Below are 19473 nucleotides of genomic sequence, written 5' to 3'. Positions count from 1 at the left end.
AACTAAATTTTAACGACATGAAGAAAAGACACTTACTTTTCACAACGCTTGCCCTCGCGCTGGGCACCTTCACAGGCGGCAGCGAGGCAATGGCGCAGACCAGTTGGGATTATGTCTACACACAGGAGGAGACCAATTCTGACACCTGGGCAGCCCTGTCGGAGGGTTCCACTACTGGTAAAACGCTGGGTGGTTCAGGAACCACCTCCTATTATCGGCTGACGAAGTCGCTGAACTTCACCAACACCACTGCCGGTGGCAGCGGACTGACCATCCTGGGTACGGTATATCTCTATCTGCCTGCAGGCGTGAATATCACCTGTGTGGGAGCCAACGCCAACGGTGCAACGGGTGCCGGTGCCGGTATCGAGCTGACTGAAGGCAACACACTCTACATCATCGGCGGCGGCAATGGCGCCACAGTGACTGCCACGGGCGGTAACGCTGCCAACGGTGGCAATGGCGGCAATGGCCAAGACGCAGCTATAATAGGTGGTTGGGATGAATGCTCTGGTGTCGCTGTTGGCGGTGGTGGCGCTGGCGGCAACGGCGGCGGCGGTGCTGGTGCTGGCATCGGCACATGCGGTGGCAATGGCGGTGCTGGTGGTAGTGCCGAAGGCATGGAATGGTTTTATTCAACTTTTGGCGTGAAAGGCGCAGATGGCGGTAGCGGTTCTGCAGGTACCAGCGCCCAATCCATGGGTCAATTGTATGTAGTCAATGGCTTCACAGTGAATGCTAAGGGCGGCAGCAAAGGCTCTGCCGGTACTGCAGGAAGTGCTGGAAAAAGTTGTATGCGCTACGGAGGTAATGAATACAGTGTCACTGGTGGCGGTGGCGGCGGTGCTGGTGGCTTCGGTGGCGCAGCTGCTAACATCGGAACGGGTGGCCCCGGCGGCGGCGGCGGTGGCGGCGGTGCCAAAGGCTCACAGGATCGCGAATCTACGGGTTACTACGGATTTGAATCACGTGGTGGTAGAGGTGGTATGAATGCAGACGGCACTTATGCCAACGATGGTGGTGAAACTCGTGTATCTTGGCAGGCTATTACTGATGGTCTATGTCTAACTAATGCCGAAAATAGTTGGTTGGAAAGTGCTACACAAACGTGGCGAGATGATCTCGATAGTAAAGGTGGCTCTGGTGGTGGCACCGGCTCATCCAGTGCAGCTGGCTCGATGAACACCGGCGAGAAGACGTACACCATTACTTTGCAGCCCACAAAGACAAAGGTGAACGGTACGAATCTTGATGCTGTCACCAAGACATATGCTCCTTCTACACTTACGACGTTCATCCTCCCGAAGAACAAGAGCGGCTACCAGTGGGCATTGCTCGTCTATGGTAAGAGCTGTAAGGCTGACGGTACGGCAGGCAGTGTCTTCACTACGGCAACAAAGGAATTCTTTGGCGGCGAAGAGACAGACGATGCATTGCGTACAATAGTGCTCAACGACGTCTATGGCGACATGACCTTCGTAGAGGTGGCAACCACCTGTAAGCTCAAGAGTTCTGGCGACAACAGCGAGACGCTCACCGACTTCTTCTACAATGAAGCGATTATGTCGCAGAAGTACCCGGTTACCGTTCGTCTGCAGAACCGCACGCTCTACACAGACGACAAGTATAACACCCTCTGCCTGCCTTTCGGCATGACACCTTCTCAGTTTAATATTTCTATTCTGCAAGGAGCCACAATATATGAGATGAATACAACCGCTACAGGCTACTATCCTGACGGGACGCAAATACCAGATGCGATGTATAGGAAAGAAGGTCCAGTGCTTTACCTCAAGTTCGATCTTGTAAACGCTTCTACTAATGGGCTTGAAGCCGGCAAACCTTATTTGGTGAAGTGGACGTCAGGCACCAACTTTGTGGACAACACCTCAGATGGCAACACTCGCCATGAAGTAGACTTCTACAACGTGACAGTTACAAAACTGGCGCCTCAGGCTCCCGCTGCTAATGGTGTCACTTTCCAGGGCACGTTCTCGTCATCGGCAACGCTGACCGCCGGCGACAAGACGAAGTTGATTCTTGGTGCTGACAACAAGCTCTACTATCCCTCTAAGAATATCAACGTGGGTGCCTGCCGTGCTTACTTTATCATCCCTGCAGCAGCAGCCTCCGCACGTGAGATGGTGTTGAGCTTCGACGACGAGATGACTACCGCAATCCAGACGCCTAAGCTCAATAATGGCAGTAAGGATTCTGACACCTTCTTCAACCTGAACGGTCAGCGCCTCAGCGCTCCCCAGAAGGGAATTAACATCGTGAACGGTAAAAAGGTATTGGTAAAATAATCATTTAAACATATTTAGAACAATGAAAAAGAATTATATTGCGCCCACCATGCAGGCAGTCCCCGTGCAGACCACTAAGATGCTCTGTGCAAGTGTTAAGTCGAATGTTCTCTTTGAGTATGGAGGTGAGACTCCTTCAGGCTTCTCTGAGGACGATATCCGTTAATATGACATAAATATATAGGTAACAATGAAAAGACTATCTATAATGACACTCCTCGCCCTCTTTGCGGCAACCCTGACACATCAGGGTAGCGCTTGGGCGCAGGATACGGATACGAAAGACGACAACTGGGGTCAGGTGAAGACCATCACCAGTGAGTGGACACACATCACCGAGGGCTCGACCTCGGGCTACGAGCTGAAAGACGCTTACTACTACGTGACGGAAGACCTCACCTTCACCAATACCATCAGCGGTCCCGGTCAGGGCAGCGGTATGTATGTGCAGGAAGGCAAGACTGTGAACCTCTACATCCCTGCCGGTGTGACGCTGACCGTAAAGGGTGCTGACGCTCAGGGAACCACAGGTGCCGGTGCCGGTATCCTGCTGCCTTCGGGCACTACGCTCAACATCATCGGCAACGGTACGCTGAAAGCCACGGGCGGTAATGCTGCCGATGGAGAGAAAGGCGGTAACGGAACAGACGCTATTTTTACTCCTGATGAAGATGGCGATGAAGGTGAAGCCGATGAATGGGCATGGCTCTTAGGCTCAAAAAGTACTGCTGGACGTGGCGGCTACGGTGGTTATGGCGGCGGTGGTGCCGGTGCCGGTATCGGTACGGCTGGCGGCAATGGCGGCGAGGGTGCTGCCATGCTCTCTTCGGAGGACGACCGTGTACCTTCATCAAGACCGGACTGGGAAGGTGGCGACCTCGCTGGACGTGCTGGTGATCCCGGTAGTGCCGGCTCGGCAGCAGTAGCTACTATGGGTACGCTCAACATTGCAAGCACCATCACGCAGCAGATCAGTGGCGGTGCCAAAGGTAATGGTGGTGCTGCTGGTTATACAGGTAAAGGAGTTTTCAACGGTGGCAATGTCACAATGGATATTGAGATTCAAACGATAAATGGTATTCCTATCCCTATTCCTGAATTTGACATCACAGACTTGCAGTCAATTGCCGGCGGCGGTGGCGGCGGCGGCGGCGCCGGAGGTGGCAGTGCCCATGCTATCGGTACCGGTGGTGCTGGTGGCGGAGGCGGTGCCTCGGGTGCCTGCGGCAGCGGTTGTGCAAAGAACGGTTGGATAAACGACAACTGGGGCTCTGTAGGTGCCGGTGGCGGTCAAGGTGGTTATGGCCCCGAGGACAATAATGGTGCTGCTGGTGTTACTTTCTGGTTCCAGGGTGATGACAACATCTTCGACGATGAAGACAATCACAAGCCTGGTGGCACTGGCGGTGCTGCTGGCACACCCGTAAGCGCTGACTTGGCTTCGTCGGTTGGCGAAGCTGTCGCTCCCACATACAATGTTAAGTACTATGCCATTGGTGTGACACCCACTAAGAATACTGATACCTTCCAGCCAAGCAACAGTACTAAGATCACCTTGCCTTCTCTGAACCAAGGCGACAACAAATACAAGTGGATCTTGAGCATCTATGGTAATGTGCTCGGAGAGACCTCTGGTCATTGTGGCGGTCCTAACGGTGATGTCTATGCACCGGGCGATGAGGTTGACCTCAGCAACATCTATGGCGACATCGAGTTCTGTGCCGTTTATGTAGGCTGTGAGATTGAGTGTGCCGACACATGGTCAAGTGGTTACCAGTTACTTTATAACACTGCATTTACTCAAAAATACACCATTGTCGATCTGAAGGGTCGCAAGCTCTATAAGGACGGCTACTGGAACACGCTGACACTGCCCTTCAGCCTTGATGCCAGCAAGCTGGCTACCACCTGTCTGGCCGGTGCCGACATCCGCCGGTTCGATAACGCCAGTTGGGACAGCGAAAACCAGAAGCTGACCATTAACTTCAGTGACTCAAACGAAGGTAAGATTGATGCCGGTGTGCCCTACATCATCCGTTGGGGAACACCCGAAACAGCTACCGGCGAGGTTATTTACAATCCGAGCTTCACCAATGTAACTATTGAACTGTTTGATAATAAGGATCTCGACGAAGACGAAGATCGGGAGACTGCCGACACGTACGAGAAAGAGGACAATGGTCTCCGTTTCCAGGGCTTGATTGCTCCGGTTCAGGTGACCTCTGGCAGCAAGACGCTCCTGCTCGGTGCAGAGAACAAGTTCTATAAGCCTAATGATGTATTTTACGTCTATGCCACCCGCGCCTACTTCACCTATACCAGCGGTAGCGGTATCAGTATGGCCCGCGAGATCACGCTTGACTTCGGCGACGATGAGCCGATTAGCACGTTCATCGAGAATGTCGAGGCGGATGGTCTTCGTCAGAACACCATCGAGGGTATCTTCAACCTGAATGGTCAGCGCCTCTTTGCTCCTCGCAAGGGGCTGAACATCATCAACGGTAAAAAGGTAATTATCAAGTAAGGACTAAGGTCTGAGGATAACAAAACGAAAGAGTCCATTTCTTTGCCCCAAGTGAGGCAGGAAATGGACTCTCTGTTTCTTGACTTCGTCAATATATGACACTCCTCAACTACTTTGCCATCCGTCGTAAAATGATGAGTGTATGGCACCTTCATGAGCACTAATAGAAAAAACATCCCAAGAAATTTGGCAGATTCAAAATTTAATCGTACCTTTGCAGGCGATTTTGAAAAAATCACCTAAGGTTGATCCGTTAGCTCAGTTGGTAGAGCACAACACTTTTAATGTTGGGGTCTTGGGTTCGAGCCCCAAACGGATCACAGAAAAAGAGAGGTCAACGCCTCTCTTTTTTCGTGTGTATAAAGACCTTTATTAATTACCACCAGCCATGATGATGGACACCATCTTCACGATATCCGTCACATTTACAAGGCCATCACCATTCAAGTCAGCAGCATCTTTATTAAAATCATCAGAAGGTTTCTCCATGATGTAATTCACCGTTGCTACGATGTCCGTAACATTCACAAGGCTATCACCATTGACATCACCAGGGATGTAGCTCCCTCCTTCTACTTCGCATGCCATATTTGCGGCGCTTACCCATCCTACTTGATTAGGATAAACATATACAAAATCAGCATCAAGTGAATATCTTACCCCTTTAACCAAATTAGTAAACTGCGCTGTCAAAGTCGTTTCCTCTCCAACGCCCAGTGAGATCTCTTTCATGAAAGTCTCTTCTTTCCTTTCACCATCCTTCACCAACGCGTCATCATCATTAGTACGAAGCCCAATGCATACAATATCATTATATGTATGTTCACCCTCATTCTTGAATTTGACAGTAGCATTGATTGTTGTTCCTTTAACCATTGTTAATGCCCATCCAGGGTTTTTAGGATCATCGACAATTTCACTATTAGCTATATCAATCTGACCAGTAAGGTTTTGTGGTAAGGACTCTTCAAATGTTTGTGGCTCGCTAGTCCATAGGACATTTGTTCCAGCATAATCACTGGTAATCTTAAGTGTATGTTTTCCTGCTGTTTCAGGACCAGGGAAATTGATATAAACGTCGCCTGTTTCATTATGGTTAAGGTATGAAGATGTTTCGCCTACAGGATAGCCTTTAACTCCATCCCAAAGGTAGAACTGGTTTTCGTAATTATATCCTTTATTGGTCCAATTTACAATAGCAGTCATACCTCTAAATGTTTTTCTTTTGCCCTCAAGTTTCACATTATTAATCTGATAGATATCTGTCAGTTGATATGTGTATTTCAATGTGAGAGTGGTCCCGTCAATTGTAAGTAGAATGATATTGGGGTCAATATAATAATCACAATAATTCCATGAGTCGGCACTACCCAATCGATACATCTGTCTTAATTCGTAGTCACCGTTATCAAGGGAAGCTCCTAAAGAAAGATCGTCTGACTTGTCGAGCCACTCGTTATTTTTGATGGTGACATTGGTATTGGGGTCGAATTCCTTTACGATGGTTCCATCTTTACAAATCACCCAACGGTAATCAATTGTTATATCCTTACATGCCCAACTGCCAAAACTTGCATTTACGTTGATGTCAAAGTCTTCTGTGCCTGTTCGTGAATAAGTGCTATTATTAAATGATGATTGGCTGTAGACTCTGAGCAGACCACTGTTTTCACCATTGTCAGGTTCCAAACCGATAGTTGCACCTTGTCCCATGCACCATCCATTTGCTCCCAATAAAAAATCATTATTATTCAGTATAGACAAGGCATAATAACCATCATTCAGTCCACCCCATCCCCAATTGACGTGGAAGAGTCCTTGTCCATCATAGCCATCTACAATGAACTGATGTCCTACACCGACAAAGCCTTGATATGGTACTGGTCGCTTTTCTTTAAGTTCATTATATATTATTTCTTCCCAGTCTTGAGTGGTAAAGTTTGAGCGGGTTATCTCCTGAGCTGTCTTGCTAAAACCAAAAATGTTTTTCATTTGCTCACGAAAATGTCCAGCACCTGAAATAAAAGCCGTATAATCCATCTTTACCGCCTGTCCGCAATAACGCATCAGTTCTGCAACAGCATCACAAGCTTCACCAGTATCCTCATAATGATATATGTATTTCATTTTGTCCCATTTGAATGTAGTAGCAGGTAACTCTGGAACAAAAATTCCTTGGCTAGTTGTATATGATTCCAATGGACCAACAACGGTCTTAGGCCATTTGTGATAATACATAATTTGAGCCATCATGGTGGCTACACATCCTGCCACACACCTTATCTCTCCATCCAAAGGACACATACCATTGAAAGGAGGTTCTTGGGCCCAATGGCAAGAAAGCAACGGAGCTATAGCACCTCCAATAGCACGATGGGAACTGACTTTTGGTAGTGAGGAAAGACGCAAAGCATTAATTTGCTGCTCATAACCTTCCAACCATTTCTTGGTGTTCTCCGGTAATTTGTTGATATCAATGTTACCCTGGTCGGCGTAACCTAAAATGGGTTCTGTACGATCGTCTGCACTGACTATAACGAAACCACCATTCTGTTCTGCATTGAAAATATAGAAAGAATTACCTCCAATAGCAGCTGCACGACGCAGATTCTTCTGTTTGAACTGCTTGCCTTGCATAAACTGTTGCGCTTTCTGTAATGCCTGCTCTTCTGTCACCTCTCCTGCAAAAGAAATCAAAGAGAGGAAGAGACTTGTGATTAAAAAGGTTAGCTTCTTCATATTTTTATTAGTTATTATGTCGCAAAGATAGAGAATATTTCTTAAAGTCCCAAGTTTTTCAAAAGAAAAACATTTAGAATTTTGCGAAGACACCTACCCTTCTACCCTAATACGCTTGAAATACCGATAAATAAAGGAATTGAGACTAGGTACCTGTTTACCAAACACCTACCTGCTCTCAAACGCCCTGTACATCGTGGTTTGAGGCATGTGTAGGTAGGAGGGTAGGTGTTTTTGCGTTTTTTTATTTTGTATTTTGCTCACTTCTTTGTACCTTTGCACCCGCTTTTAATGCAATGATCCGTTAGCTCAGTTGGTAGGGCACAACACTTTTAATGTTGGGGGCTTGGGTTCTTTCAGTCGCTTTCGCTTTATGAAAGCGTTTCTGCGAAACGATGACGAGCCCCAAACGGATCACAGAAAAGAGGTCATAAAGACCTCTTTTTTATTTTGTGAGTAATTTCACGATCTCTTCCAGCCATTTTTTATCGATTTCATCAAAAGTGTTGAGGTCGCGACTATCGATATCAAGGACTGCCACCACCTCATTCGATTCGTTAAAGACGGGGACGACAATCTCCGAACGGGAGAGACTGCTGCAGGCGATATGACCAGGGAACTCCTCCACATCAGGGACGATGATTGTTTTCTGACGCTGCCATGCAGTACCACAGACACCACGTCCGAAGGGGATGTGCATACAAGCGACACTGCCCTGGAAAGGACCCAGACGCAACTCCTTTCCCTCCCCGTTCTCCTTTTCTTTTACAACATAAAAACCTGTCCAGAAAAAGCCCATCTCCTCATGGATGGCAGCACTGATATTCGCCATCACAGAGACTGTATCCGTCTCTCCTTGTATCAATGACTTGACCTGAGCGGTCAGCAATTTGTATTTCTCTTCTTTCTCCATGACTGCAAAATTACAAATAATTATCAATTCTCAATGGTCAATTCTTAATTATTTTGTACCTTTGACTTTCAGTCGAAAGTACTCACGTTCGAAAATCATCAAATAAAATTTGGCTTTTTGCTCACTTAATCGTACCTTTGACTTTCAGTCGAAAGTACTCACGTTCGAAAATCATCAAATAAAATTTGGCTTTTTGCTCACTTAATCGTACCTTTGCACTCAAATATAATAAATAAGGAAAGAATGGCAGAAAAAAAATTCAAGAGAACGACTGTGACCTCGGCACTGCCCTATGCCAATGGTGGTGTGCATATCGGTCACTTGGCAGGTGTGTATGTGCCTGCCGACATCTACGTAAGATATTTGAGACTGAAGAAAGAAGACGTGCTGTTTATCGGCGGTTCCGACGAGCATGGTGTACCCATTACCGTCCGTGCCCGTAAGGAGGGTATCACCCCACAGGATGTGGTAGACCGCTATCATAAGATGATCAAGGACTCTTTCAAGGAGTTCGGTATCTCGTTCGATATCTACAGCCGTACCACCTCAGAGACCCATCATAAGTTTGCAGCCGAGTGGTTCCGTAAGCTCTATGACGAGGGTAAACTGGTGGAGGAGACCACAGCACAACTCTATGACGAGGAAGCCAAGCAGTTCCTTGCCGACCGTTATGTGACTGGTGAGTGCCCCCATTGCCATAACGAGGGGGCCTATGGTGACCAGTGTGAGAAATGCGGACGTGACCTGAGTCCTACGGAACTCATCAACCCCAAATCGACCATCAGTGGTTCTACCCCTGTGCTGAAGGAGACCAAGAACTGGTATCTGCCCCTGAACGAGTATCAGGAGTGGTTGAAACAGTGGATCCTCGAGGAGCATAAAGAATGGCGTCCGAATGTCTATGGACAGTGTAAGAGTTGGCTTGACATGGACCTGCAGCCCCGTGCGATGACACGTGACTTGGACTGGGGTATTCCTGTACCCATTGAGGGAGCAGAAGGAAAAGTACTTTATGTCTGGTTTGACGCCCCCATCGGTTATGTCTCCAATACTGTTGAGCTCTGCGAGAAAGAGCCTGAGAAGTGGGGCAACTGGGAGAAATGGTGGCAAGATGAGGATACCCGTCTGGTACACTTCATCGGCAAGGACAATATCGTGTTCCACTGTATCATCTTCCCCACCATGATGAAGGCACACGGCAAATATATCCTGCCAGACAATGTGCCTGCCAATGAGTTCCTGAACCTGGAAAACGACAAGATATCCACTTCCCGCAACTGGGCGGTGTGGTTGCATGAATACCTCGTGGACATGCCCGGCAAACAGGACGTACTGCGTTATGTGTTGACGGCAAATGCCCCAGAGACCAAAGACAACAACTTTACATGGAAAGATTTCCAGGACCGTAACAACAACGAGCTTGTAGCTGTCTATGGAAACTTTGTGAACCGTGCCTTACAACTCACCAAGAAGTACTGGAACGGTGTCGTTCCTGCCTGTGGTGAGTGGCTTGACGTTGATCGTCAGGCAATTGAGGAATTTAAAAATGTAAAAAGTAAAATAGAAGATAATCTCAACCAGTTTAAGTTCCGCGATGCCCAGTTTGAGGCGATGAACCTTGCCCGTATCGGCAACCGTTATATCACGGAGTGTGAGCCGTGGAAGGTATGGAAGACTGACCCAAAGCGTTGTGAGACAATTCTGAACATCTGTCTGCAACTCACTGCCAACCTCGCTATCGCCTTCGAGCCGTTCCTGCCGTTCTCAAGCAAGAAACTACGTGAGATGCTCCATCTTGAGAATTTCGAGTGGGAGCAGTTAGGCAGCACTGAGTTGTTAAAAGCTGGTCACCAGTTAGGAGAGCCTGCTCTGCTCTTCGAGAAAATTGAGGACGAGACCATTCAGAAGCAACTCGACAAACTAGAGGCTACCAAAAAAGCTAACGAGGCTGCCACCCATCAGGCTTCGCCCATCAAGGATACCGTTTCTTTCGAGGACTTTGAGAAACTCGATATCCGTGTAGGACTGATTAAGGCTTGTGAGAAGGTGAAGAAATCGAAAAAGCTCTTGCAGTTCACTATTGACGACGGCACTGGTACCGATCGCACCATCCTCAGTGGTATTGCCGCCTTCTATGAGGATCCCTCTGTCTTGGTAGGCAAGCGCATCCTCTTCGTTGCTAACTTTGCCCCCCGTCAGATGATGGGTATCGAGAGTCAGGGTATGATTCTCTCTGCCGTCGATTTCGATGAGAGCCTTAGCGTTGTGACCACGACGAAAGACGTGAAACCTGGAAGTCAAGTAGGATAAAGAATAAAAAAATTACCCATGATAACGATTACTCCCAAAGAAGGCATCACAGATGCCAGGAAGCTAGGCCTGCCTAAGTATACCATCTTAGGTATACAACACCTTTTCGCCATGTTTGGTGCCACTATCCTGGTACCTGTACTCACTGGTCTGTCTGTGTCGACAACCCTGCTGTTTGCCGGTATCGGAACCTTAGTGTTCCACTGCATCACCAAGTTGAAGGTACCTGCATTCTTAGGTTCCTCGTTTGCCTTCATCGGAGGCTATCTCTCTGTCAAGACACTGGGTGTCGAACAAGGTATGACAGAGACCTTGGCATTGAGTTATGCGTGCATAGGTGTCTTCTTTGCAGGTATGTGCTATTTTATCATGGCTGGTTTCATCAAGACTTTCGGCATCGATAAGATTATGCACTACTTCCCACCAGTAGTGACAGGTCCTATGATCATCGCCATCGGACTCGTCCTGTCGGGTAGTGCCATACACAACTGTACCACCAACTGGACACTGGCACTTGTTGCCATCCTGACTGTTATCTGCACTAGCATATGGGGCAAGGGCATCATTAAGATTATCCCTATCCTCCTTGGTGTGCTGGTCAGCTATGCCGTGGCTGCGGTAACTGGTGAAGTAGACTTCTCAGCATTACACGAAGCAGCATGGGTTGGCTTGCCCGTCAGCAGAGAACAGACAGTACTGGCTGTCCTCGATCATATGGACACCACCTTTCTGATCTCCACCATTATTGCCATCATGCCCATAGCCATTGCCACCATTATGGAGCATATTGGTGATATGTGTGCCATCTCCTCTACTGTAGGCAAGGACTATCTGAAGGAACCCGGTCTGCACCGTACCCTGATGGGAGACGGTCTTGCCACCGCATTGGCATCTCTCTTCGGAGCCCCAGCCAACACGACATACGGAGAGAATACTGGTGTACTGAACCTCACCAAAGTCTTTGACCCTGCCGTCATCCGACTGGCTGCCATCTTGGCAATACTTCTTTCCTTCTGTCCTAAGTTCGCCTGCTTGATAGGTCTGATGCCTGCTGCTACCATTGGTGGTGTCAGTCTCATTCTCTATGGTATGATATCAGCTGTCGGTGTACGCAACCTGGTTGAGGCGGGCGTAGATTTCAGCTCGTCACGTAATGTGTTTGTGGCAGCCTTGATCCTAGTCATTGCCATTGGTGTGAAATATGGTGCTGAGGATAATGTGAACATCGGTCCCATCCACTTCTCCGGACTGGCTCTCTCTGCCCTCGTAGGTATCGTTCTCAACGCCTGTCTTCCCAACAAACTCGGCATGAAGGTAAAGAGCGTCCATGGCAAGGAGAAACCCCAAGACGACAATCAAGTTGGATAATCTTCTAAAGCAAAAGCAATAAGAGATGCAGGCGATTATCTTGGCGGCTGGTATGGGTCGCAGACTCGGAGAATACACGAAGAACCAGACGAAATGTATGGTTCCTGTGAATGGAGTGCGACTGATTGACCGGGTATTGGGACAGTTATCAAAGTTACAACTCCAGCGGGTCATCATCGTCACTGGTTATAAGGGGAAAGAGCTCCGTGAGCATATAGAGAGCCTCCCCTTGTCCTCCTCCAAAAGGAAGGGGCTAAAAGTAGAGTTTGTTGAGAATCCCATCTACGACAAGACGAACAATATCTACTCATTGTCACTGGTAAAAGACCAATTACAGGAGGATGACACCCTGCTCATCGAGAGTGACCTCATCCTCAGCGACCGTCTCTTTGAGATGATACTGGAGAATCCCTACCCGAACCTTGCCCTCGTTGCCAAATACGAGACATGGATGGATGGTACGATGGTCCGCATCGACGCCGATGACAATATCGTCAACTTCATCTCTAAAGACGCCTTCGACTACAACGATGTCTCTTCCTACTATAAGACTGTCAATGTCTATAAGTTCGACAAACAGTTCCTGAGAGAGAAATATGTTCCTTTCCTCGATGCCTATACCAAGGCGGTTGGACTGAATGAGTACTATGAAAATGTGCTGCGCATCATCTCCCTCCTGAGCGGACATGAGTTGAAGGCACTACCTATCGGAAATGAGAAATGGTATGAGATAGACGACAAGCAAGACTTGGATATTGCCGAGGCTTTGTTTGCTGACGAGAAAGACGTGCTACGTAAATACTACGGACGCTATGGCGGTTTCTGGCGCTTCCCCCAGATGCTTGATTTCTGCTATCTGGTAAACCCCTATTTCCCCAGTCAGCGAATGAAAGACGAGCTACGTGCTAACTTCGATATCCTACTCACGGAGTATCCATCGGGTATGAAGGTCAACACCCTCATTGCCAGCAAGTGCTTTGGAGTGAGCGAGGATTATATTGTTCCTGGTAACGGTGCCGCTGAGCTCATCAAAATACTGATGGAACAGTCAACTCACAAGGTCGGTTTCATCCGTCCCACTTTTGAGGAATATCCTAATCGCTATGATAAAGAGCAGCAGGTGACCTACGTGCCACGGAATGATGACTATCGCTATACGGCAAACGATCTGATGGCATTCTTTGGTGATAAAGGCATCCAGCAGTTGATGCTCATCAACCCAGACAACCCCTCTGGCAACTTCATCCCCAAGACGGACGTGCTGCGCCTTGCCCAGTGGTGCGAGGACAACCATATCCGCTTGGTTGTCGATGAGAGCTTCGTTGATTTCAGCACGGATTATGCCACCAACTCCCTGCTCAGCGATAAGACATTAGAGGACTATCCCCACATGGTTGTGATGAAGAGTATCTCAAAGAGTTTTGGAGTACCAGGGTTGCGTCTGGGTATCCTCGCCTCCTCAGACAAGGGGCTGATAGCCACCATCAAGAAAGAGGTGAGCATCTGGAACCTCAATTCGTTCGCAGAGTTCTACATGCAGATTTACAATAAATACGAGAAAGACTACCAGCGCGCCTGTGCCAAGTTCGTAGCAGAGCGTGACGACTTCGGATGCCAGTTGGGCACCATCCCTTTCTTCCGTGTCATGTCCTCCCAGGCTAACTATTTCCTTTGTGAAGTACTGCCTCCCTATACTGCCAGTGAGATTGTCATCTATATGCTCAAGAAGCATAATATCCTGACTCGGGATTGTAGTGGGAAACCTGGCCTTGCCCCCCACAAACAGTATATGCGTATTGCCGTCCGCAACCATGAAGATAACAGCCGCTTGATTCAAGCACTAAGGGAACTGCCCCAATCGTAGACTTGTTGGATATGAGGACCATCGATATGATGTTCTTGCATCAAACGATGGATGATAGCAAGACCATAAGGAAAATCTTCTGTGAAATAACGACTCTGGAAGTCGGGAACAAAACCGTCTCCTACTTTCCTCATGGGTGAAAGGAGACCTTTGAAGGCTTCGATACTATGCAACTTACGTGTCAACGAAGCAGCATCCGTACTCTCATAATAGTCTAAGACAGTAGGGATACTACCAGGGGTGACGGGCAGTACTTCCAACAAACGAAAGAATTCAGCATCCATATCTATCAACAACTGGGAGGCTTCGTCCGTCCAGTCACTATAGAATTGGGGTTGTACAGGATAGACGACTCCTTCATGCCAGTCATGCCACATACTATATAGTCGAGAAGTGTGCAACAATGGGTTACTATTGGTGAGACTTGCCTCGTAATAGTTGGCAAGCAACTGAACAGGCGTATCAAGCATCTCTTCAATGATCCTTGCCAAAACAGCACCATCACCTCGCTCCACTGCCATACTCAGTGACGGCTTATAACCTAACAGGTGAGCAGACTTACCATAGTCCTCTACACGAGCAATAAAGGGAACGCGCTGAAAACCGAATAAGGGCACCGTCTCTGGCAGTATTTTCATCGCCTCAAAGAAGAAACCCGTACTGCTGACAATACTACCCACAGGAGTCTGAGACTTCAGGTAAGGGAGAATTGTCTGTAAAGTATCAACGATGCCATAACCAGGAAGACAAAGAAGTACGATATCTGCTTGTGGAATAACTTCTGCCGCATTGGAAGTAATCTGTTGTAGCGTTCCCTCAATGGTCTTGCCATCTGGTGTATAGATGTGCAACGTCTTATTCCATTGTTCTGGACGACGCGTCAACAGACTGACCTCGTAATCCTTCTTCGCTGCCACAAAACCTGTGATGACATGTCCGAGGTTACCTCCTCCGCAGATACAAATCTTCATAACCAATACGCTTCAAACTGATGTGTCGTCCGCTGATCTTCGGGCGGCAGTTTCATATAATTACCGTAAGTACGTCTGAGATAGTCATCATAGCCAATCATTACCTTATAGACACGTTCCTCAAACTTCATGTCCATCATTTTTTTCATGTCAGCCGCAGGAAAACAACCTTTAGGAGTGAGCGGTCCTGCCTCTGTCATGTGGCATAAGGTGTCTGTCGGTTTATGCTGGATTATCAACCTGTCAATCCAACGGTTCAGCATCCCCACGGAGATGGGCAGGTGACGATAGCACAAATAAGCCAAGCGGGAGTATAACGGGTTCGATTGCGATATTTTGCATCGACGGATCTTATAGAGTAGTTTCTTAAGTCGGAAGATACGCTCACGCTCCTTCATGTCATCTGGCACATAGTCAACGGGGAACACGTCAATATACACTCCTATCTCATAACCTTCTGTCTCCTTCTCTACCATCTTCGTGCGCTGGTCGACGACTTTGGCGAAAGTATAATAGTAGTGATCCTCTTTCTTGGGATTCAGTACCCGATAGTGTCCGTTTTGGTCATGATAAGACTTAAGGAAACGCTCATAGTCACTTCTGAGCATATAGATATCTATATCATCATCCCAAGGGATATACCCTTGATGGCGCACGGCACCAATCAGTGTACCACTTGACAGCGAGTAGCGCAGTCCCTGTTCCTCACAGAAGCGATGCACATCATCGAGGATGCCCATCTGTATTTCCCGCAATTCCTTGATTTCTGTAATCTTTCTCATTCCACCATTCTCCACACTCTGATACCTGTATGTTTCGGTTGTTTCTTTTCATACTCATAAAACGTCTCCTTGCTCATCAGCACCTTTTTGTAGAGACTAGAGGCATGGAGCAGGTGTAGCTTACCTTGTTGCCAGAAGACGATACCGATATGACGGGTGTCCAGACCATCCTTGTCGGTCAGCATGGCAACAATGTCACCATCACGAACCATCGCCAATGGGGTCGACGGATGCCAGTTGAGGTCTTGCTTGAGGATAAAGGGGTATTCCTTGCCTTCTGTCTCATCCTCGTACTTCTTGATGACAGGCACGAACTCCGGATGGTTCTTCAACTGCTTATACAACTGAGGATGTGTCGACATATAATTGACATGCACTTTCTGTATGCCCATAAAAGGAGCGTCCATCAACCCGATATCCTTCACAAGACCCAGTTTCACATTATCGTCTCCCCACCAAGTGAAATAGTGAAGACGTGAGGTATAGTCTGTCATCTCTCCATTCCGATAACGAATCTTCACCAGGTTGTTGCAATAGTCATCAAAAGTACGGGTATCGTCCTTGTCACATAAGGCGAGAGCCAGTACTGTCTCTACAAATGTCGTACAGTCAAGTCCATGGAGATTGACAATCAGATGCTCATGGTCTCCATTCTCCAAGGTACTCCCCACATAAGGAAGTCCCAAGAATTTCTTGCCAAAATACATCATGCGGTTCTCCTTGCCTCGCTTGGTCTTCGCCTCGTCCAGCAGTTTCACCACCAAGGCACTGTCCTCTTTCGTATATTCCCTCTCGTATGCTATTGCCTGTCCCATGTCACATTCCACTTTCGCAGGACGCTGTGCTCCGCATCCTATGGTTAAGAGCCAACAGCTAAACACCATTATCCAATTCTTTGTCATCTCTTTCTTCTTAGCATCATTAAAGGAGTGATCTATGATGCAAAGGTAGTAATAATATTCGGCATAACAAAGGAATCAGTTCACAATGTTGCAGTTTTGTAATTATTCACTATCTATGTCTGTCGTTTTATTTCTTCATGAAAAACAGTACAATAATGATACTTTTTATACTCCTCTCTCTGCCCAGTCACCTCTGTCTAAGCTTCTGTAGCCGATGGCTTCGGCAATATGTTGCGACAGCACTTTCTCGGAGCCTTCAAGATCGGCAATGGTACGGGCGACTTTCAGAATACGGCTGTAAGCACGAGCTGAGAGTTTAAGACGCTCCATCGCCATGCGTAGCATATCCATAGAGGCAGCATCAGGCTCTGCGAACTCATGGAGCATACGTTCAGTCATCTGTGCGTTGCAATAGACCTTCACCGCCCCGACCTGTTTTGGGAGGGAGCTAAAACGCTCCGTCTGGATCTGGCGAGCCTTCATGACACGCTCACGAATCATCTGACTTGGTTCACCAGGCTGCATCTGCGAAAGTTGCGCAAAGGGAACTGCCTGTATCTCACAATGAATGTCGATGCGGTCAAGCAGGGGACCGGAGATTTTGTTCATATACCGTTGTATCTGACCTGGGGTACAGGCACAGTTGTGGGTGGGGTCACCATAGTAACCACAGGGACAAGGATTCATGGAGGCAACAAGCATGAAAGAGCATGGATATTCCACGCTGTACTTAGCACGGGATATCGTTATCCTACGGTCTTCCAACGGCTGGCGGAGCACCTCAAGGACGGAGCGTGACAACTCAGGCATCTCATCCAGGAAAAGAACGCCATTGTGTGCCAGACTGATCTCGCCAGGTTGCGGATTGTTGCCACCACCCACGAGGGCTACTTGTGAGATAGTATGATGTGGAGCCCGGAAGGGACGTTGTGAAATAAGACTCGTATCCCGAGGTAACTTCCCTGCCACACTATGTATCTGTGTCGTCTCCAAGCTTTCGCTCAGTGACAATGGTGGCAAGATACCCGGCAATCGTTTTGCCAACATTGATTTTCCACTTCCAGGTGGTCCTATCATGATTAAATTATAACCAATTTTACGGGTTCTTAACCTGCTACGTCTCATTTGCTCTCCTTTTTAAATCTCGTAAATGAGGTATAATCTCCAAGTTTCACAAAACCAAATAACCTAAAGTCCTGTGACTGTGGACTATTGTTCATATCAACTAAATGGTTCATACCATTTCCTGAACCAACCATAATATAGCCATTAGATATTTGGGGTGCAGTATCTTCGCTAAATGGGATTATTATTTCATTTTGGGAATCAACGACACCATATTTATTCTCTAATTTGACCACGAATAGACCATTGTATTCGTCAGCAATTTCGTCATACATAAAAGGTAATACTGTTGCTCCAGACAGATCGATTACACCATATTTCTTATTTGTCCCTATGATATAATAATTGTCATTCATTACTTTTATGCTGGAGTATATACATGGAGAAATCATATTGCCTTTTAAGTCAGCAATTCCTCTAAGACCGTTATCCTGTGGTTCAAGATGACTATTTGTTACTGTCACATAACTATATTCACATGGCACAATTTCATTACCATGCTTATCAATAAGTCCGCTAGACAATATTCTTGTAATAGGATGGTATTTCTTAACAATGGCATAAGACTGGCTGAAACTTTCTACTTTATCATAATCAAATGCTGTAAGATCGTTACCTGTTTTATCAACAAATCCCCATTTCTCGCCTATTCTTGCTTTAACAAAACCATATCTGAACTCTCCGACTTCATCAAATTTACACGGTATGATATTATTTCCGTCTGTATCAACAAAGCCGTATTTTCCATTTATTTTTATTTTCCCTAATCCCTCACGAAAATAAGAAGGCCAGTCCTCATTAAGTGCAGTATAATCTTCATAAAACTGCAATACGCCAGAGATTATCTTGTTCCTTTTATTTACTATACATATTTCTTTTTCCTTTGATAGCACCGCTATACCATCCGAATCAAAATAGGAAAAACCATCATAAATACAGGGTATTACGAGACGGCCTTTAGGGTCTATAAAACCCCATTTCTCGCCCATGCAAACACAGCATAAGCCATTCTTAAACCCATACATCCCAGAATACACAAAAGGAACTACGGGATTACCTTTGGTATCAATACAACCATATTTACCATCAAGAGCAACAGGAGCGACAGGAATATTATCACTGAATCCTTTAGTGTCAGAATAACAAAAAGGGGTCAAAAGTATTCCTTGTTTATTTATTATAGCATATTTGTTATCAGCCTTTGCGAATGTCACATCTATTCCTTCTGCAAAATCATTAACTTCATCATAAATGCAAGGTATAACTTCCTCACCCGACTTATCAACAAATCCCCATTTCCCATCACGTTTAACACGAATGAAATCCGTATAATCGCCGTAGCCTATATATTCATAGTCACAAGGAACTCTAATGGAACCATCTATTCCTATAAGACCTTTTTTGTTGTCCTTAGTAACGGTTACACATCCATCCGTAACTAGTGAGTCTATTGCGTCATAGACACAGGGAGCAATTAACCCTTTAGAGTTAATCAACCCGCACTTTTCTCCTTGGGTTACTATAAGCAAACCGTTAGGATTACCAAAACCGCCAATAAGACCCGTAAATTCATATCCTATTACAGGGTCTCCTTTATAATCGATAAAACCGAGTTTGCCATTACGCGAAACAACATACAAAAGCTCCATATTATTGTTCATATTGAATA

At 46.8% G+C, this 19473-nt stretch carries 12 protein-coding genes, 2 tRNA genes and 1 pseudogene; 8 read left to right on the top strand and 7 right to left on the bottom strand.

The features are described from left to right. Nucleotides 1-17: 17 nt before the first annotated feature. The 4 genes from BM257_RS14945 (at nt 18) to BM257_RS12385 (ending at nt 5150) form a co-directional block, all read left to right on the top strand. Entirely contained in the window at nt 18-2306 is a 2289-nt protein-coding gene (locus BM257_RS14945; RefSeq protein WP_177216113.1) for a hypothetical protein, read from the top strand. 22 nt (nt 2307-2328) lie between these two features. Then, on the top strand, nt 2329-2472 hold the full coding sequence (locus tag BM257_RS14940) for a hypothetical protein (protein WP_177216112.1): 144 nt from the start codon (nt 2329-2331) through the stop codon (nt 2470-2472). A gap of 24 nt (nt 2473-2496) precedes the next feature. Beyond that, nucleotides 2497-4830: a hypothetical protein gene (locus BM257_RS14620; protein ID WP_143096855.1), complete on the top strand. Its 2334-nt coding sequence runs from the start codon at nt 2497-2499 to the stop codon at nt 4828-4830. 247 nt (nt 4831-5077) lie between these two features. Beyond that, nucleotides 5078-5150: transfer RNA gene (locus BM257_RS12385), tRNA-Lys, on the top strand. A gap of 52 nt (nt 5151-5202) precedes the next feature. Here the strand turns inward: BM257_RS12385 and BM257_RS12380 are convergent. After that, nucleotides 5203-7569, bottom strand: coding sequence for a C10 family peptidase (locus tag BM257_RS12380; protein ID WP_092073185.1), 2367 nt, complete (start codon nt 7567-7569; stop codon nt 5203-5205). A 298-nt stretch (nt 7570-7867) separates the two neighbouring features. Here BM257_RS12380 and BM257_RS14935 point away from each other — a divergent pair. Further along, a tRNA-Lys gene (locus BM257_RS14935) sits at nt 7868-7986 on the top strand. A gap of 28 nt (nt 7987-8014) precedes the next feature. Here the strand turns inward: BM257_RS14935 and BM257_RS12375 are convergent. After that, nucleotides 8015-8482 carry a GAF domain-containing protein gene (locus BM257_RS12375; protein ID WP_092073182.1) on the bottom strand — a complete coding sequence of 156 codons (468 nt, stop codon included), beginning with the start codon at nt 8480-8482 and terminating at the stop codon, nt 8015-8017. 228 nt (nt 8483-8710) lie between these two features. Between BM257_RS12375 and metG the strand changes: the two genes are divergently transcribed. From metG to BM257_RS12360, 3 genes are read left to right on the top strand one after another with little or no spacing between them, the layout of a single operon-like run. After that, on the top strand, nt 8711-10792 hold the full coding sequence (gene metG / locus BM257_RS12370) for a methionine--tRNA ligase (protein ID WP_255405828.1): 2082 nt from the start codon (nt 8711-8713) through the stop codon (nt 10790-10792). Between the two features lie 18 nt (nt 10793-10810). Further along, entirely contained in the window at nt 10811-12160 is a 1350-nt protein-coding gene (locus BM257_RS12365) for a uracil-xanthine permease family protein (RefSeq protein WP_092073176.1), read from the top strand. Between the two features lie 25 nt (nt 12161-12185). Beyond that, nucleotides 12186-14024, top strand: coding sequence for an aminotransferase class I/II-fold pyridoxal phosphate-dependent enzyme (locus BM257_RS12360; RefSeq protein WP_092073173.1), 1839 nt, complete (start codon nt 12186-12188; stop codon nt 14022-14024). Here BM257_RS12360 and BM257_RS12355 read toward each other — a convergent pair. The 5 genes and pseudogenes from BM257_RS12355 to BM257_RS12335 all read right to left on the bottom strand — a co-directional run bounded on the left by BM257_RS12355 (nt 13994) and on the right by BM257_RS12335 (nt 19465). Beyond that, nucleotides 13994-14995 (bottom strand): NAD/NADP octopine/nopaline dehydrogenase family protein, encoded by a 1002-nt coding sequence (locus BM257_RS12355; protein ID WP_092073169.1) that lies wholly within the window; start codon nt 14993-14995, stop codon nt 13994-13996. The two genes, BM257_RS12360 and BM257_RS12355, sit on opposite strands and share 31 nt — an antisense overlap. Beyond that, the gene (locus BM257_RS12350; protein WP_143096854.1) at nt 14992-15777 is read right to left on the bottom strand and encodes a LicD family protein; all 786 of its coding nucleotides are present in this window, start codon (nt 15775-15777) and stop codon (nt 14992-14994) included. Before BM257_RS12350 ends, BM257_RS12355 begins: the two co-directional genes overlap by 4 nt. Then, on the bottom strand, nt 15774-16679 hold the full coding sequence (locus BM257_RS12345; RefSeq protein ID WP_092073164.1) for an N-acetylmuramoyl-L-alanine amidase-like domain-containing protein: 906 nt from the start codon (nt 16677-16679) through the stop codon (nt 15774-15776). The genes BM257_RS12350 and BM257_RS12345 overlap by 4 nt, the downstream gene beginning before the upstream one ends. A 165-nt stretch (nt 16680-16844) precedes the next feature. Then, nucleotides 16845-17771, bottom strand: a pseudogene (locus BM257_RS12340) (YifB family Mg chelatase-like AAA ATPase); the annotation flags it as partial. 29 nt (nt 17772-17800) lie between these two features. Then, a complete protein-coding gene (locus BM257_RS12335) occupies nt 17801-19465 on the bottom strand; it encodes a WG repeat-containing protein (protein WP_092073158.1) in 1665 nt (554 codons plus the stop codon). Nucleotides 19466-19473 lie beyond the last annotated feature (8 nt).

Source organism: Prevotella sp. tf2-5 (assembly GCF_900115435.1).
In the GTDB taxonomy this organism is placed as follows: Bacteria; Bacteroidota; Bacteroidia; order Bacteroidales; family Bacteroidaceae; genus Prevotella.
This window is presented reverse-complemented; position numbering and strand designations above follow the sequence as displayed.

Bases quoted from the DNA above. Each gene is read 5' to 3' on its own strand.
- BM257_RS14945 (WP_177216113.1), top strand. From the start codon at position 18: ATGAAGAAAAGACACTTACTTTTCACAACGCTTGCCCTCGCGCTGGGC.
- BM257_RS14940 (WP_177216112.1), top strand. From the start codon at position 2,329: ATGAAAAAGAATTATATTGCGCCCACCATGCAGGCAGTCCCCGTGCAG.
- BM257_RS14620 (WP_143096855.1), top strand. From the start codon at position 2,497: ATGAAAAGACTATCTATAATGACACTCCTCGCCCTCTTTGCGGCAACC.
- BM257_RS12380 (WP_092073185.1), bottom strand. From the start codon at position 7,569: ATGAAGAAGCTAACCTTTTTAATCACAAGTCTCTTCCTCTCTTTGATT.
- BM257_RS12375 (WP_092073182.1), bottom strand. From the start codon at position 8,482: ATGGAGAAAGAAGAGAAATACAAATTGCTGACCGCTCAGGTCAAGTCA.
- BM257_RS12365 (WP_092073176.1), top strand. From the start codon at position 10,811: ATGATAACGATTACTCCCAAAGAAGGCATCACAGATGCCAGGAAGCTA.
- BM257_RS12360 (WP_092073173.1), top strand. From the start codon at position 12,186: ATGCAGGCGATTATCTTGGCGGCTGGTATGGGTCGCAGACTCGGAGAA.
- BM257_RS12355 (WP_092073169.1), bottom strand. From the start codon at position 14,995: ATGAAGATTTGTATCTGCGGAGGAGGTAACCTCGGACATGTCATCACA.
- BM257_RS12350 (WP_143096854.1), bottom strand. From the start codon at position 15,777: ATGAGAAAGATTACAGAAATCAAGGAATTGCGGGAAATACAGATGGGC.
- BM257_RS12345 (WP_092073164.1), bottom strand. From the start codon at position 16,679: ATGACAAAGAATTGGATAATGGTGTTTAGCTGTTGGCTCTTAACCATA.
- BM257_RS12335 (WP_092073158.1), bottom strand. From the start codon at position 19,465: ATGAACAATAATATGGAGCTTTTGTATGTTGTTTCGCGTAATGGCAAA.